The 15,870-nt window shown below is 37.2% G+C and carries 13 protein-coding genes, 1 pseudogene and 1 riboswitch; of the genes and pseudogenes, 3 read left to right on the top strand and 11 right to left on the bottom strand.

Annotated features, from left to right (window positions below):
• Positions 1–61 precede the first annotated feature (61 nt).
• Complete coding sequence (locus HCH28_RS17755) at positions 62–1,309, bottom strand: TerD family protein (protein WP_221682448.1); 1,248 nt, start codon at positions 1,307–1,309, stop codon at positions 62–64.
• Positions 1,310–1,551: 242 nt separating this feature from the next.
• Between HCH28_RS17755 and HCH28_RS17760 the strand changes: the two genes are divergently transcribed.
• Positions 1,552–2,742 carry an MFS transporter gene (locus HCH28_RS17760; RefSeq protein ID WP_221682449.1) on the top strand — a complete coding sequence of 397 codons (1,191 nt, stop codon included), beginning with the start codon at positions 1,552–1,554 and terminating at the stop codon, positions 2,740–2,742.
• Between the two features lie 116 nt (positions 2,743–2,858).
• Here HCH28_RS17760 and HCH28_RS17765 read toward each other — a convergent pair whose 3' ends face one another.
• The 5 genes and pseudogenes from HCH28_RS17765 to queF form a co-directional block, all read right to left on the bottom strand.
• Positions 2,859–3,398, bottom strand: coding sequence for a VUT family protein (locus HCH28_RS17765; RefSeq protein WP_221682450.1), 540 nt, complete (start codon positions 3,396–3,398; stop codon positions 2,859–2,861).
• Between the two features lie 41 nt (positions 3,399–3,439).
• A complete protein-coding gene (gene queE, locus HCH28_RS17770; RefSeq protein WP_221682451.1) occupies positions 3,440–4,168 on the bottom strand; it encodes a 7-carboxy-7-deazaguanine synthase QueE in 729 nt (242 codons plus the stop codon).
• The gene (gene queD / locus HCH28_RS17775; RefSeq protein WP_221682452.1) at positions 4,161–4,631 is read right to left on the bottom strand and encodes a 6-carboxytetrahydropterin synthase QueD; all 471 of its coding nucleotides are present in this window, start codon (positions 4,629–4,631) and stop codon (positions 4,161–4,163) included. Before queD ends, queE begins: the two co-directional genes overlap by 8 nt.
• Before the next feature lie 3 nt (positions 4,632–4,634).
• Positions 4,635–5,293: pseudogene (gene queC, locus HCH28_RS17780) on the bottom strand (7-cyano-7-deazaguanine synthase QueC).
• Positions 5,294–5,397: 104 nt separating this feature from the next.
• Positions 5,398–5,898: a preQ(1) synthase gene (gene queF / locus HCH28_RS17785; RefSeq protein WP_004233404.1), complete on the bottom strand. Its 501-nt coding sequence runs from the start codon at positions 5,896–5,898 to the stop codon at positions 5,398–5,400.
• Between the two features lie 126 nt (positions 5,899–6,024).
• A riboswitch (PreQ1 riboswitch) is annotated at positions 6,025–6,071 on the bottom strand.
• Between the two features lie 309 nt (positions 6,072–6,380).
• Here queF and HCH28_RS17790 point away from each other — a divergent pair.
• The gene (locus HCH28_RS17790; protein WP_221682453.1) at positions 6,381–10,052 is read left to right on the top strand and encodes a S8 family serine peptidase; all 3,672 of its coding nucleotides are present in this window, start codon (positions 6,381–6,383) and stop codon (positions 10,050–10,052) included.
• 169 nt (positions 10,053–10,221) lie between these two features.
• On the opposite strand, the gene HCH28_RS17795 is transcribed toward HCH28_RS17790, so the two are convergent.
• Genes HCH28_RS17795 through HCH28_RS17805 form a run of 3 tightly spaced genes read right to left on the bottom strand, consistent with a single transcriptional unit; the run spans position 10,222 to position 12,457 of the window.
• Positions 10,222–10,950: an amino acid ABC transporter ATP-binding protein gene (locus HCH28_RS17795; protein ID WP_221682481.1), complete on the bottom strand. Its 729-nt coding sequence runs from the start codon at positions 10,948–10,950 to the stop codon at positions 10,222–10,224.
• Positions 10,951–10,977: 27 nt separating this feature from the next.
• Positions 10,978–11,643: an amino acid ABC transporter permease gene (locus tag HCH28_RS17800; protein ID WP_221682454.1), complete on the bottom strand. Its 666-nt coding sequence runs from the start codon at positions 11,641–11,643 to the stop codon at positions 10,978–10,980.
• A gap of 31 nt (positions 11,644–11,674) precedes the next feature.
• Positions 11,675–12,457 (bottom strand): transporter substrate-binding domain-containing protein, encoded by a 783-nt coding sequence (locus tag HCH28_RS17805; RefSeq protein WP_221682455.1) that lies wholly within the window; start codon positions 12,455–12,457, stop codon positions 11,675–11,677.
• 661 nt (positions 12,458–13,118) lie between these two features.
• Here HCH28_RS17805 and HCH28_RS17810 point away from each other — a divergent pair.
• Complete coding sequence (locus tag HCH28_RS17810; protein ID WP_221682456.1) at positions 13,119–15,017, top strand: BMQ_0737 family morphogenetic spore coat protein; 1,899 nt, start codon at positions 13,119–13,121, stop codon at positions 15,015–15,017.
• A 97-nt stretch (positions 15,018–15,114) separates the two neighbouring features.
• Here the strand turns inward: HCH28_RS17810 and rlmH are convergent, their stop codons facing one another.
• Positions 15,115–15,594 (bottom strand): 23S rRNA (pseudouridine(1915)-N(3))-methyltransferase RlmH, encoded by a 480-nt coding sequence (gene rlmH / locus HCH28_RS17815; protein ID WP_221682457.1) that lies wholly within the window; start codon positions 15,592–15,594, stop codon positions 15,115–15,117.
• Between the two features lie 90 nt (positions 15,595–15,684).
• Positions 15,685–15,849, bottom strand: a complete 165-nt coding sequence (locus tag HCH28_RS17820; protein WP_004233391.1) for a CxxH/CxxC protein — start codon at positions 15,847–15,849, stop codon at positions 15,685–15,687.
• Positions 15,850–15,870: the final 21 nt, after the last annotated feature.

Here is a 15,870-nt window from a genome sequence, read left to right on the forward strand (position 1 = left end):
TTTAATAAGTTGTGACAAAAAAGAGGAGACTGGCTATCGCCAATCTCCGTTTTATTTGCTTTTACTTGTAATCATTTATTGGGCCTTTATCCATTAGAACTTCTACCATATTAGAAGAGCCCATCTTCAGCTTAGGTCTACGTTCTGAATTCGGTTCACTATAAAGCTCTAATGGGTTGATAATCACACCATCTGGAGTATTATGAAGTATTCCAGGCACACAGGAATAAATTCTATCATTATTATTAGCATTTTTAGCAAAAATAGTAACGGAGGTTCCATTATGATTATCTATACTCATGGACACCTTATATCTGTAGAATGAACCTGTGCCATTTGATTGGGCGGAATAAACCACAGGAACAACAGCTAAAACATTATTATTTAATCTCAATTTGATTACTTCAGTTTTTGTTGAACCAGCATCTCTCCCAACATCCCCCATGTGTTCGACTACCCCATGGTGAAAACTCCTAAGTGGGGGTGTATTTTTCGCCCCAAACATAGCTACATCGATCTGCTGACCATCCTTTGTATAGACTAAAGCATATATATCGTAGTCAGTACCAGTTTTCCATGATACCGTAGCAGTAATTTCAGGCGTTTTATCAATGATAACTGGCTTTTGACCTTTGGTGAGACTGACATTCCCCTTTACCTTTTCAAGATTTATCGATGACAACATGCTTTGTCTATTTGTATTTTCTGGAACATTTCGTGATTGATCAGGTTCTATCAGCATTTGTTTTTTTATAGTTGTTGATTCAGAAAGATTGTTTTGCTCTTCAGGTTCAACCTCAACACCATAATTTTTACATAACCCCTCTAACCCAGAATCAAATCCGCGCCATATAGATCTCACCTTTGTCTGACTATTTCTTAGATATAATTCTAATACTACGATTCCATTTTCATTTGCAAAATTAGCTGGTGCTAAATTGATAACATTATTATCAGTACGTATTTCTGCCTTTAAATTTTTCACATTTGAAAAACCTCGGCTATTATCTTCTGTAAGTGTTATTGCTATTTTAGTAATACCTTCAGGGATTTTACTCATGTCAAAATTCATTTTATGTATTTTTATATTCCCTACATTCTCAGATGGTATCAGGGTAGCTGCACCAGATAAGCTAGTTGGTTGATTATAAAATATAATGCCGCTATCTCCTTGTACCTTATTTGCATCCGTTAAAAGGAATGCAGTTAACGAAATATCAATCGAATTAGACATTTCGTAGCTAATAGTAACACTACCTTTTTGGGAACTTATAACTGTATTTGCTCCCATCTGAAGGAATTGAATCATGTGAATCCCCCTTTTCCCCTTATTATTTATACATACAAAATAGATAAAATTTTAAAGTTACTCTTCCAATAAAAAATTCGAGTAATATTTACAAAATCCTTCTTTAGAGGAAAATAGTCGGAAACAAACACTGGCATATCGTAAAACTAATCTAATTTCTCATAAAAACATTTTATGATATGATGTTTAAATTGTGTGTCTACTAATTAACACAGTTACATTCATCAAAGAAAGAGGTATTTATGGATCATACACAGTTATCCAAGCGACATTGGTTACTTATCTTAACACTTGCATTATTAACATTTGTTCTGGGGACAAGCGAATTTGTTATTGTCGGGATTTTAACTGATATTTCTTCAAGCCTTCATATGACAAATGCAAAAGCAGGCACACTCGTTTCTGCGTTCGCCATCACATTTGCCATCGCTACACCACTCGTCATGTCAGCAACAAGCCATTTTCCAAAGCGTAAATGGATGTTGTTTTTGATAGGTTCCTTCATTGCCTTAAATGCTCTGTGTGTAATTTCAACGAGCTATATTATGCTCCTTATACTTCGGGTTATGACCGCGATTGTAACAGGTGTATTGATCTCTCTAGCCATGATTGTTGCAAGCGAAACCATGCCAATTAATAAACGCAGCCTTGCTATATCATTTGTTTTCGGTGGTTTTACACTGGCAAACGTAGTGGGAGTACCCATTGGAATTGTAATCGCTGAATGGTACGGCTGGAATGCCACTTTTATGTTAACCACTCTTCTCGGAGGATTGGCGTTTGCGGCATCTTTTTTTGTCTTACCTACTCGACTCAGCCAAGTACGAAGCTCAATACGGGATCAATTTTCTTTAATGATTCAGCCTCGAATTTTAATTGCCTTTTTCATTCCTGCTCTCGGGTTTGGTGCAACCTATGCAGTCTTTACGTACCTTGTTCCTATTTTAAAGGGAATGGGTGCACCAAATAATTCTATAAGTTTAATCTTATTCGGCTACGGCTTTCTTTCGATTTTCAGCAACATTCTTGCTGGTAGAATTGCCAGTCACAATGCCATCGGCCGACTTCGGTTTGTCTTTCTCGCACAAGCTATTGTATTGACAAGCTTATTTTGGACAACAAACCATTTTATTTTAGGATTAGCGAACATCGGACTAATGTCACTAATGGCCATCCTCTTAACAACATCTACTCAACTTTATTTAATAGATTTGGCCGAAATTTACAAACCAGATGCTAAAGGACTCGCGGCTTCTCTTATGCCAGTGGCAAGTAACGTAGGCATCGCTTTTGGGTCTGCATTAGGCGGCATTGTATATCATCAAGGAAATTTGATGAATGTCACATGGGTTGCTGGTATAGTTGCCGTCGGTGCAAGTCTACTAACTTTCTTTAGTTATCATTTAGACCTTAAACAAAAGAAAACGGCATAAAAAATGCAATAGGTATCTTAAAAAGAATATAAATCAAACAGACCCATTCGAATAAAACGAATGGGCCTGTTTTTAAAAAGCTTACATGTGATCCGTATCTTCATAATAAGGAAGAATTATTCTGGAATAATATATTTTTCTTTCATTGGACCAACTTTATTTAAAAGAATTGCACCAACCATTTGTATAATTGTCTTCACAATAATTTGCCCCAAAATGGCGGCAGGTACCGCTTCCCATGGCAATATATTGGCACCAAGTGGACTTAAGCCGATTACTACGAAAATTGCAGAATCTAAAAATCCTCCGACAATACCACTGTAGAACACACGCCAAGCCATTGGTAATTTTAATCGAGTATAAATTTCAGTATCGGCCGTTTCAGCGACAACAAATGATAGTGCTGAGGCTACCACAATCAAAAGTGTATCACCTAGTAGGAATGACACCACAGCTGATAAAATTAACGCTGTAATAATAAATAAATACGTCTTTTTTCTACCATATTTATTTTGTACTAGATCCCGAAAAATAAAGGTTGCCCCAATTAAAAGCGTTCCCATTGGGACAATAAACATACCAAAATGTAATGGTGCAAATGCTGCCGTTACCACATTAGCAATAACAATAGATAATAAATAAAATAATATTCTCAAACTATTACTCCTCAAGTAAATTTAATTTTTGTAATGGCACACTATACACCTCTTTTATTTCCCCACACAAGGGCATGTAACTGTGGCAGTACTTTAACATCTCTTAAATCCTCATCCTTCATTACTCTATCAATCAGCGCACGATATTTATCCAATAAATGCATCATTAATTGTGAATTATCAATTGTCGTGAGATTATCATTACCGACTTGAAGATAAAAAGGAATCATTGGATATAGATGGTGAATTTGTTTAGCATAATCGTAATCCTCTTGATTAAAAACGACTATTTTGAGAGATACATGGTGATTGCTGTTTCGATCTTCAAGTTTTTCGAAGATATAAGAGAGCACCGAGTAGTCTGTGGTCATTCCAGAACTAGGTGGCTTTGGTGAAATTGTCAGTTCATCAATCTCATACATCCACTTTTGCCACCTACTCCCCTGTGTTTCTACCCCGATTTTTATGTCATTTTCTTTTAAAATGGCAATAAGCTCTGCTAAATTCGGATTGAGTGCAGGATTGCCGCCTGAAATTGTGACAAATGAAAAACCATTACCTCCAAGCCGCTTCAGCTCAGCCCAAATCTCTTCCGCCGTCATTTGGACAATAAAATGCTTTCCACTGCCATCCCACGTAAACGATGAATCACACCAAGAACAGGAATAATCGCAGCCCGCAGTTCTTACAAACATTGTCTTCTGTCCAACGACCATACCCTCTCCTTGAATCGTTGGCCCAAAAATTTCGATAACAGGTACTTTACTCAACTTCCAGCCACTCCCGTCTAGCTTCTGCATAGCTTGTTGGAGTTTCGTAAAGCCTGATAAACTCTACACGCACACCGTTATATCCTTCATCAAGCAAGGCCTCAGTCAACTTTTCGTATATCCAAACAACAATGTTCTCTGCCGTCGTATTCATGGGTGGAAGCGTTTCATTTAAATAGCGGTGATCCAAATGAATCTCTATTTTTTGTTTCCATATTTCTTTTATATCGCCAAAATCAATTATCAAACCACGTTCATCTGTGTAGCCACTCAGCCCTAATACTACCCGATAGGTATGACCGTGCAGATTTTTACATTTCCCTTCATAATGATGTAGATGATGAGCAGCATCGAAGGTAAATTCTTTGCTTATGAGAACACGCTTTGCATGGTAGTTCAATTGATTTCTTTGAATATCCACATCAATTTTCTGGAGTCTCTCAACGATTTTAAAATCTGACATGCCTTAAGACTCCTTCCTATAACTTAAATACTCATCAAGCCCTTTATTTCGCAATTTACATGCTGGGCATTCACCACAGCCATCTGCTATGACACCGTTATAGCAAGTCAACGTTCTTTGTCGTACAAACTCAAGTGCCCCAAGCTGATCAGCTAATTCCCTTGATGTGCCTTATTCAGCCACATCAAGGGTGTATCAATCACAAAGGAATCATCCATCGATAAATTTAACGTTACATTTAAGGATTTAATAAAGACATCTCGGCAATCCGGATATCCACTAAAATCAGTTTCACAAACACCTGTTACAATATGCTTTGCCCCTACTTGGCTCGCTAAAACGCCCGCAAATGAAAGAAAAAGGAGATTGCGGCCAGGCACAAAAGTCGATGGGAGCTCACCATTTTCTCCGTCCTTCACCTTTATGTCTTGTCGTGTCAATGCATTCGGAGCAAGTTGATTCAGGAGAGACATATCAAGTATGTGATGCTTGATACCAAGCTTCTCTGTTATCACCTTCGCACAGTCAATTTCAAGACGATGCCTTTGACCATAATCGAAAGTTACTGCCTCAATCTCTTCAAAGCGTTCTTTTGCCCAGAACAAACAAGTTGTGCTGTCCTGACCTCCACTAAATACTACAATTGCTTTTTTCTTTTTCATCTATAAAGACTCCCTTATATCGAAAAAACAGCACTCTAAGAAAAAGTGCTGCTTTCTTCTTAGTTTTTTTAAGAGGGTAGCTAAAAACCTCTTTCTTGCTTCATTTATCGATTATCAATTTTTTCTGGGTTAAGATCGTGGTTCATTAAACGATAATTGGCGATTTCTTCGTATTTCGTTCCTGGCTTCCCATAGTTACACCATGGATCAATCGAGATACCCCCACGTGGAGTAAATTTCCCCCAAACCTCTATATATCTTGGATCAAGTAGTGCAATTAAATCGTTCATAATGATATTCACGCAATCTTCATGAAAATCGCCGTGATTTCTAAAACTGAATAAATACAACTTTAGAGATTTACTTTCAACAATTTTTTTATCTGGGATATATGAAATGTACATCGTTGCAAAATCCGGCTGATTTGTAAGCGGACATAAACTAGTAAACTCTGGGCAATTAAACTTAACAAAATAATCTCGATTAGCATGAAGATTATCCACTGCCTCTAATACCTCAGGTGCATAATCATAGGAATACTTTGTACCTTGATTACCTAATAGGGTTAAATCCTTTAATCCTTCTTCATGACTTCTGCCAGACATAAAAAAACCTCCTTGTAAAATGTTTCCCAACACTTTTCAAGAGAGGCATCACCAATCATTCTATTTAAAACATAAGTAAACAGATAAAAAAAAGCCACGTCCGATATGGACATGGCATATTGTCATGTTTCCATAGTTTTTTATAGAGGGTATCAGCTATGAACCTCTCCCGTTCTAGTCCGGGCATTCTTTTCTTCCATATCGTACAAAAAATAATACAGAACGTCAAATGGATTTTTTATAAAACTCTTAAATGATAAAAAGTATGAATTACTGTAAGTCAATACTCATTTGAAAGTTCTACTTTTTTATTAAATTACTAGGAAAATAGAATTAATTCATTTTTGACAAAGTAATACTAATTATCAATATTTTGAGATTTTTTAATATTCCGATATTCGAATTATCTCACCTGTGATAAATTGGAAATATCACACTAAACTGAAAAGTGCGATAATTATGAGTGGAGGGAGAAATGAGATTTGAAAAAGTTTAAGTTTACGAAGTTTTTAAGTAGTATGATAGCTTTCGTTATGGTGCTTTTTCTATTGGTTCCATTATCGAGTGCTAATGCTGAAGATTCGAAACCATTCAAGCAGGATAGCCAAAGTGAAAGTATACTTCAATTAAAGGCGGCTATCGCTGAACAGCTAAGCTTGTCTAAAGATGGTCCAACTCTTCACGAAAGCTTACAAAATGTATCAGGCAATCAAGAAGTTGCAGTCATCGTACATTTATCTGAAAAGCCTGTGGCACTAGAGCAAGGAATGAGCCAAGTGAAAGGCCAAAAGTTCTCTAATGCGCGAGCAAATGAAGTTCGGTCAAATGTAAAATCTCAACAAGCACAGGTTAAAAAAGAATTAGCTACTAAAAATGTTCAAATGACTCAAGGCTACACATTTGATACTGTTTTAAACGGTTTTGCAGCAACTGTGAAAGCAAATGATCTCCCAAAGCTGCTTTCAATAGAAGGAATAACATTAATTGAACCTGATGCAATTGTTTACGCATCAGAAGATAAGACAATGAAATCATCAGAACTGATTAAGGAAGATCAATTAGAGGCTCAAATGAATACAAGTATTTCTTTCCTCGGCATCGAACAGCTTTGGAATGAAGGAATTGAAGGACAAGGTATAAAGGTAGCAGTATTAGATACTGGTATTGATGCAGATCACCCCGAGTTCGCTGGAATTTATAAAGGTGGGAAAAACTTTATTCCAAATTCATCAACTTACACAAAGCCTCGGGCAGATGACGATGCATCGGAAACATTGCCTTCTGAGCGTCCTGCTGGAACACCTGTATTTAATGAAAAGGGAAGCTCGTTCTATACTTCTCACGGTACCCATGTTGCTGGAACCATTGCAGCAATTGGAGCTAACAATTTCGGCATTAAAGGAATTGCTCCAAAAGTAGACCTTTATGCTTACCGTGTTCTTGGTGCATATGGAAGTGGGGCTACATCTGGTATTGTTAAAGCAATTGAAACGGCTGTAACAGAAAAAATGGACATAATCAACCTTTCTCTTGGTGGGGGGGCTAACTCTGAAACGGACGCAGGTTCATTTGCTATTAATAATGCAATGATGGCTGGAACAATCGGAGTAATTGCAACAGGGAACTCCGGCCCAAATCGAGGAACAATGGGCACGCCTGCAACCGCTCGTTTAGGAATTGCTGTTGGTAACACAACAAATCCTGAAACAATGTATAACGGTGAAGTGAATGTTACAGTTGGTGACTACAACTTAACAAAACAGCTCCCATTAATGGGCACAACTTTTGGAAGGGATTTAGCAACACAGCTTCAAGGAGAATTTGACCTAGTTGCTATTCCTGGAAACGGAGAAGTAAAAGACTATGAGGGAATCGATGTAAAAGGTAAAGTGGCATTGATCTCTCGTGGCAGCATCGCATTTGTTGATAAAATTGCGAACGCAAAGGCAAATGGAGCAGTCGCCACAATTATTCATAACTTTGCTGGTGGAACAAATGCACCTAATATTTCAGGTACATTCCTGGGTGATTCCTTTGCTTTTCTACCAACATTTGATATGTCCCAAACGGATGGTAATGCAATTCGTGCTGCATTAGTCGGTGGTGCTGGAAGAGTCAGCTTTAGTCAATTTACTTCCACAAAAACACTGGGGGATGAAGTAAACGATTCAAGTTCCCGTGGACCATCTACGCCAAACTTTGATATTAAACCAGATGTAAGTGCACCTGGAACAAATATTATGTCAACGATTCCAATGTATAAAAAGGATTTCCCTGATGCAGATTATGCAGAGGCATATGATCGTAAAACAGGAACTTCTATGGCAACACCGCATATTACAGGTATTGTTGCATTACTTAAACAAGCAAATCCTGATTGGAATGCGTTCAACATAAAAGTGGCGCTTTCTAATACAGCAAAGGTTTTAGATAAAACAAAATATGATGTGTTCTCTCAAGGTGCAGGTCGTGTAAATGCTTATGCTGCAGCACATCCAGAAATTCTTGCCTATGCATTGGATAGTGCAATTTTAGACGGAACTGGAGCTGTTTCAGAAAACTTAAAAGGGACAGTTACTTTTGGTCCACAATCACTTAAAGACCAGGATATTTCCGTAACGAAACAAGTTTTAGTAAAAGATATAAAGGGGAACGGCGGTAATTATAACGTATCAATTGATGTGACAAAAACATTTGGTGATGCAACTGTTACAGTCGACCAGCCAACATTTAATCTAGTTGGTGAGCAAGTGTTAAATCTTACATTAACGGCTTCACAAGCTACAGCTCCAAACGGCTCGGAAATACTGGGGTATATTCACATCAGCGGTGGTGCTACAGAAATTTCATTGCCATTCGCAGCTGACTTTGGAAGCGAGGCAGTAACTGAAATTAAAGATTTAAAGATTACAGAAACAGACCTCTCCTTTAATGGAGATGGCGTGAAAGATTCAGCTGTACTTTCATTTACATTAACTGGCGATGTAACAACTAACTATATCGAGCTATGGGATATTATGAATCCTCAAGGCGGAGAATATGGAGACGGCTACATCGGTTATCTACATGCAGGTACTGCACTAGGAAAAGGCTCTTATACGCTGAATGTTGCTGGGCAATACAAACCATGGGGAACAGAACCTGCCACAACAATTCCAGATGGTCTCTATACAATTGACTTTACTGGTCTTGCGGCATCAGGGGTAGTTTCCGATTATGTTGGACCAATTATCGTGAAAACGACTAAACCAGAAATTACTGGTTCAGTAGCTGAAGGTGTCGCTACAGGAAAGGTAACAGATAAGTATATCGACTACAATGAAGAGTTATATTTATATGGTTTAAACTACAATTTAAATGATAAATTAAAAGCTTCTTATATTGCGACAGTGAATGGCGAAATACAAGCGCCAGTTCATTTTGAATTAAATCAAGACGGTAGCTTCACATTCCCAGTAACAACCGAAACAAATGCTGTATCAGTAAAAATTGAAGACGCTGCAGGGAATGTTGGTGAAGCATTAATATTTGAAAAAGATGTAGTTGAACCAAAAGTAACACTTTCTGTCAATCCAACTGAGCTAGACCTAACAGTTGGAGAATCTGCACAACTTACGGTAACAGAGACGTCTACTCCTCCAGAAGGTGAAGCAACAGAGGAAGATGTAACTTCAAAAGCTACTTATGTTGTGGGAGATGAAAATGTTGCAACAATAGCAAATGGATTAGTAACTGCTATAGGTGAGGGCACGACTACGATTACTATTTCATATGGTGATCATGAGGTTACGGTAAGTGTTACAGTTAAAGCACCTGTTGTAGAAACACCAATCGTAACACTAGAAATTGACCAAGCTCAGGTTGAAACTAGAATAGGTAAAGAGGTTATGGTTAAGATTACTGAGGTAACTACTTTTGAGGGTAGAACAACAGAAAAAGATGTTACTACGCTTGCAACCTACGAAGTAGCAAATGATAAAATAGCTACTGTAAAAGCAGGGGCTGTAAAAGGTAAAGGTCAAGGTACTACCACAATTACAGCAACGTATGGTGACCACACATTAACATTTGACGTGTCGGTTGAAAAGCCGGGCAATGGCAACGGCAACGGTAATGGTAATGGTAATAATGAAGTTACCGAGGTTGAGTTATAATTAAAATAAGTACGGTTCCAGTAAAAAGAGAAATTGCGCTTTGCAATTTCTCTTTTTGCTATTTTCACTTACTTATAATAAGGTTGGCTGTACAAGCTTTATCTAGGCATCCAATATTTAATGCAAAACCATAAGAGATTCTAACCCTACCGTTCAGAACCTTTTAGTTTTATTTAAGCATTGTCGCAGTTAAAAATTCCCGTGTTCTCTCCTCTTGCGGATGGTTGAAAAATTGTTCAGGTGTGCCGCGTTCAATAATTTTCCCATCATGCATATAGACAATCCAATCAGCTACTTCTCTTGCGAATCCCATTTCATGGGTAACAACAACCATTGTCATTCCTTCTTCAGCCAAATCTTTCATGGTTGTTAAAACCTCTCCCACGAGCTCAGGATCGAGTGCCGATGTTGGCTCATCAAAAAGCATAATGTCTGGTTCCATCGCAAGTGCTCTAGCAATCGCCACCCGTTGCTTTTGCCCCCCTGATAGTTTACTAGGATAGACATCCGACTTATCCTCCAAACCTACTTTTTTCAGTAATTGCTTTGCTTTGATGATAGCTTTTTCTTTGTCTACACCCTTTACCATAACAGGTGCTTCAATAATATTTTCTAAAACCGTTTTATGTGGGAATAAGTTGAAATTTTGAAACACCATCCCAACCTTTTCTCTAATCTTGTTAAGGTCATCTGTCCTTGGATTGACTTCATTTCCCTCAATTATAATATTGCCGTTATCTTTTCTTTCTAAAAAGTTCAAGCAGCGAAGAAGGGTGCTTTTCCCTGACCCGCTCGATCCTATTAGACAAACAACATCGCTCTCGTAGACTGTCATGTCGATATTTTTCAATACATGTAAGTCTCCAAACGATTTATTCAATTGACTTATTTTAATCATTTCCTTGGTATCCAATCTTTTCAGCTCCTATCTGTCGCTTACTGCTAATTTTAGTTCAGTGCGGTTCACTACAAATGTCATCAATGCTACCAGCAATAAATAGTAGACTGCTACAATGAGTAAGTAGGTCATTTCATCGAAATTATTCGACCCAAGTGTTGTCGCTACATTAAACAGCTCATTCATGGAGATAAATGCGGCTAACGAAGAATCTTTTAAACTGATGATAAATTGATTGCCTAAAGGCGGCAACGCTCTACGGAATGCCTGTGGGAGAATAATCCTTCTTAATGTCATTGTCTTTGTCATTCCCAACGAGCGTCCTGCTTCAAATTGGCCATTATCGACTGACTGAATTGCTCCTCGCAGGATTTCAGAAATATAAGCTCCATTATGTAGCGCTAGAGCAAGTGAAGCAGCCCAAAAATCAGGAAGAAGGAAAATCCCGCTAATTCCGAAGTAGAGGATAAATATTTGAACAATCAGTGGTGTTCCTCGAACCAAATAGACATATATATCTGAAATAAGTTCTAAAATTTTTATATTAGAAATTTTTAATAAGGCAAAGACTAGTCCGATGATGATTCCCAGTAAGATAGAAACCACCGTCAGCTCTAATGTTAAAAGCATAGCTTTAAAGAATACACCTTTTGTTTCGATTAGTATTTGAAAAAAATGCGAAAAACTTGGCAAAGTACTACTTCCTTTCTTTTATAGCATTGGTTTATTCGGATTTTTTGGTAATGTCCTCACCAAAATATTTGATACTGATTTGAGTCAATGTTCCATTTTCCCGAAGTTGTTCCAAAGATTCATTTACTCGCTTCAATAGTTTTGGATTATCCTGAGGCAACACAATCGCTTGTTCACTGCGATTAATTAATTGTTGTCCTTTAATCTTAAAACCTTCCTTTTCAGCAGTTTTTCCTGTAACAAAATCTGTGATTACTGCATCATGACGTCCACTGCTTAAAGCCTTTAATGCTGTAATATCACTGTCATATGTTTTTATGTTATCTGTATACTTGGAAGCTGTATCTGCATAAGTTGATCCTTTTGCAACAGCTACTTCCTTTCCCTTTAAATCTTCAACAGTCCTAATTTTACTATCCGGTCTGGTGAAAATTTTCGGTCCTGAATAATAATAAGGGGTAGAGAAAGAAACATGTTTACTCCGCTGCGGGTTAATCGTGTGACTTGCAACGGCTGCATCCGCTCTTCCCGTTTTCACCCCTTCCACAATCCCTTTGAACTTGATTCGTTTCTGAACCGGCTCAAGGCCCATTTCCTTTGCAATCGCTTCACCAACCTCAATATCAAAACCCGACATTGTAAGATCGTCATTTATATAACTAAATGGCTTAAATTCACCAGAAGTAGCAAAAACAAATTGATTTTTATTGATCAGTTCAGATCCGTCTTCAAGCTTCTGCTTCTCTACACAACCAGATATAAGGCAGACTACGATTGTGCTAAAGATCAATAGTAACTTTTTACTCAACAACATATTGGCTATAACTCCTTTCCCTTTCGTAAATTCCTACAACACCTCTTGCTATATAACTTGCTTATGATAGTTAATACCCAATCTACTCCCAATAAAACAAAAAAGTATCAGGCACTATTAAAAGTGCCTGATACTTTTTCTACAAACTTTGCATTATATAATTATCTTTCAAGTCTTCTCTTTCCTCTAAAAATGCAGCATTTTAGATGTATAGAACTAATAAAACCGCACTTACTTATGGTACGGTTCTCCGTAACTGATGTAAGTGCGATTTTATACAAGTTTGATAGTTACTACTATTAAATTTTCTTCATTACCATTCTTGTCCCTCTACAAATTATTGCAACAGTAATTTGTCATCATTGATATCCAAGTGTTAAAAAAGTATTATTATTGAATTAACTCTATTTTAGAATAGATTTCTATTACTCGAAAAATCAATTAAGTAATCTTTGTTGATACCCTATTTAATCAGCTTCAACGAGAAAACATTCTGCAAATTCTATATGATTTAAATTTTATTTCGCTAATAGTGAATATATATTGAAAACTAGGCTAATTACCTTAAAATTTTTAGGCAACGTACATACAATAATTTGATTAGATTAAAAAGGAGCGAATAAATGTCTATGAACAAACTTAAGTCGAGTAAGGGGCAGTTATGGTAAGCGTCGTTTCCTGTTTTCTATCCGATAATCAGGGGCTACCACTTGAACCAAATTTACCTGGAAGCATCATTTATAAAGAATTAACTTCAGAAAATTCACGTTCTGAAAAATGTGTAGTTCTCCCAGATGGATCCCATGTCAAACTTCAACAAGTAAAGATTCTAATCAGTGGCTTTGTGACTATTGTATTGGATAACGGAACACAACATACAGAACCTTTTTCTGAAACAAAACTAATCGTGCTATGTGCACCTAATGGCACACAAATTACCTGTTCATATACTGATTTTCATTGTTTCTCTCAAACCGTTTATTCTGATGACATCTTCCAAGGACTATTACTTTTTGTGGATTTTTGTTTATCGGTACAATCTTCATTTAACACTGTTATAAATATTACAACTCAATTTTGTAATCCAAGGGAAAATATATCAATTATCAAGACTATTCTTCCAGACCAATACCCTTTAATTTCACTTGATAAAGATCCAAAAACATCTACACCTCAACAAGATGAAAATCTATGTATAAAAGTCCCTAAAGTATATGATTGGGTTACCACACCAATTAAAATTCCACAGATTAATATCCCCTTTTCTTGTGTATACGAAGTAGCGCTCACTACTGGTCCTTGTAATGGGATTGCTGTAGGAGATTTTATTTGTAAACCTTGTACAGGTATGTGTGAAGAGACTTTAATTTGTAGTAATCAAAGTTGTACATTATTTTTAACTAATATTTCTACCGACTGTATGTTTTGCCCTATAGGTGGAATTATTCTCTCATCAGACTTTGTTTGTACTACACCAAGTGGACGTGTACTTAATGTTAATTCAGGTAAGTACTATAACGACATTCAACCAGCGATTAATGACGCTGCACCTGATAATACTCTTATTGTTTTTCCAGGGACCTTTGTTGAAGCTACTCCTATTACTGTAAGTAAGCCGCTAACAATTACAGGTCTTTCCGTACTAAATACAGTTGTTGAGTTTCCAAATCCACCAGTAGAATCGAATCTGTATATAACTGCAGATAATGTAACTATTAAAAATCTTCATTTTATTAGCCCGACCATTACAGCTGCTGATGATGTATCGTTATTGAGAATAGAACATGCTCCTGGAAATGGTCTATATGATAATATTACGTTTGATAACGTAATTATTGAAGGAGGACCAAAGCGTCTCGCCATTATCAATGCTTCAAATCTTTCCATTATTAATTCAACGTTTATTCATACAGGTACTCGTCACGCAATAGAATTAAGAAGCGGAACAGGCACAATGAATATCTCTGGCAACACTTTTTCAGGTGGGCCCAATAGCCAAGACGCTATTATATTTCAGGTTGACACACCTACAGACACTTTTAGCGATGCCACTTATATTATCCAAAATAACAACATGACACGATTTTCTCATTTCGTATTATTTAACCTGGCAGCTAGCCAGAATATCTCTATAAATGTATCCCATAATACTGTTAACCAACTAGATCGACCTGGACCGACCATTACATTTATTCCGCCTACAGATCCCTATACTTTTTCAACAATTACACCTATTCTCATTGAAAATAATCAAATTACAAACCCAAATGCACCTATCGATAATATAGACCCGTTTTCAGTATCAAGTAACCTATCCGTTTATGTAGACTACACCTACACACTTGGGTTGCCGACATCCATCCCAGCAAATGGCCAGATACAAGTCTATAACAACAGTTTTAATGTCGCCTTACCATGGGGATTGGTAGCACCTCTCCCATTTGTTTATGATGTCGTTTTTCCAAGTGATCCAGTTGGTTATAATACAACTTTTGCACCCGGAACCATGTCATTAAGTGCTTTTGATCTTATGGGTAATGTCTCAACAGCTATTGTATGATAGATTCATTAATATAGGCCTTTCAATGAAGGAAAGATTGGTCCTCTTGTTGATATACACTTTCTTTTAAATAGTTTTCTCCGTTGAAAAACCTCCCTTACTTATGATAAGGTTCACCCTTCATAATCCTAAAACTACGGTAAATCTGCTCGACTAGTACAAGCTTCATGAGCTGGTGAGGTAGAGTCATTTTGCCAAAGGATTGCTGTTCGTCGGCTCGTTTTAGGACATCTTCGTGTAGACCGAGGGAGCCGCCGATGACGAAGGCAATTTTGCTTTTGCCGTAGGTCATGAGGGATTCAATATCGGCTGCCATTTGTTCGGAGGTTTTCATTTTGCCGTTGATGGCTAGGACAATTACATAGGCATCCGGACTGATTTTCGTTAGGATGCGTTCGCCCTCTTTTTTCTTGACGATATCCATTTCAGCTTCACTTAGCTGTTCAGGTGCCTTTTCGTCTGGCACTTCAACCAAATCCATTTTTGCATAGCCGCCAAGACGTTTTACGTACTCATCGATCCCCATTTTTAAGTACTTTTCTTTTAGTTTGCCGACTGATACAATCGTTATATTCACACGTTATCCACCTTTACAATTCATTTACAAACAAATTATCCACAAAAGTTATCAACATATCCACAAGCACTCTCTATATATTGTGTAAAGTTATTTACTTGATACAATATATTCTGCTGCCTGTTCACAGTAGCTACACTTTGTGGATAACTTTTTATCCTCTTCGATTTTATCCATAATTGGGAACACTTTTTGCTCTGCTACAAACATGTCTAAAGCGTGATCTATATGGCTTTCACAGCTGTACTTTTCCATTTTTTGATGTCTCCTTATTTT

This window comes from Lysinibacillus sp. K60 (assembly GCF_019731275.1).
GTDB lineage: Bacteria > Bacillota > Bacilli > Bacillales_A > Planococcaceae > Lysinibacillus > Lysinibacillus capsici.